1 pseudogene is annotated in these 884 nt (G+C 61.9%); it reads right to left on the bottom strand.

Going from position 1 to position 884, the window contains the following annotated elements:
* Positions 1–884: pseudogene (locus HB680_RS32485) on the bottom strand (transketolase); the annotation flags it as partial.

The following is an 884-nucleotide window of genomic DNA, read 5'->3' on the forward strand; positions in this document are numbered from 1 at the left end:
TCCTTGGCATCCCACTCGGCGTAGATGTCGGCCGGGATTTCAAACGGGCCGTGGTTCCAGTTCAGCGCCTTGCGGGTCAGGGCGATTTCCGCGTCACCCAACGGGGCGCCGTGGCAGTCTTCCTTGCCTTGCTTGTTCGGCGAGCCGAAACCGATGGTGGTCTTGCAGCAGATCAGCGTCGGCAGCTCGCTTTTGCGCGCGGTCTCGATCGCGGTCTTGATTTCTTCCGGGTCGTGACCGTCGACGTTGCGGATCACCTGCCAGTTGTAGGCTTCGAAACGCTTCGGCGTGTCGTCGGTGAACCAGCCTTCGACTTCGCCGTCGATGGAGATGCCGTTGTCATCGTAAAACGCGATCAGCTTGCCCAGGCCCAAAGTACCGGCAAGGGAGCCGACTTCGTGGGAAATGCCTTCCATCATGCAGCCATCACCCAGGAACACGTAGGTGTGGTGATCGACGATGTTGTGCCCCGGACGGTTGAACTGCGCCGCCAGGACTTTTTCCGCCAGGGCGAAACCCACGGCGTTGGCCAGGCCTTGGCCGAGTGGACCGGTGGTGGTTTCCACGCCCGGGGTGTAGCCGAATTCCGGGTGGCCGGGGGTGCGGCTGTGCAGTTGGCGGAAGTTTTTCAGGTCTTCGATCGACAGGTCGTAGCCGGTCAGGTGCAGCAGCGAGTAGATCAGCATCGAGCCGTGGCCGTTGGACAGCACGAAGCGGTCACGGTCGGCGAACGATGGATTGCTCGGGTTGTGCTTCATGTAGTCACGCCACAGCACTTCGGCGATATCCGCCATACCCATCGGGGCACCGGGATGGCCGCTGTTGGCTTTTTGCACGGCATCCATGCTGAGGGCACGAATGGCGTTGGCACGCTCACGACGGCT

This window comes from Pseudomonas sp. dw_612, assembly GCF_018449725.1.
GTDB lineage: Bacteria > Pseudomonadota > Gammaproteobacteria > Pseudomonadales > Pseudomonadaceae > Aquipseudomonas.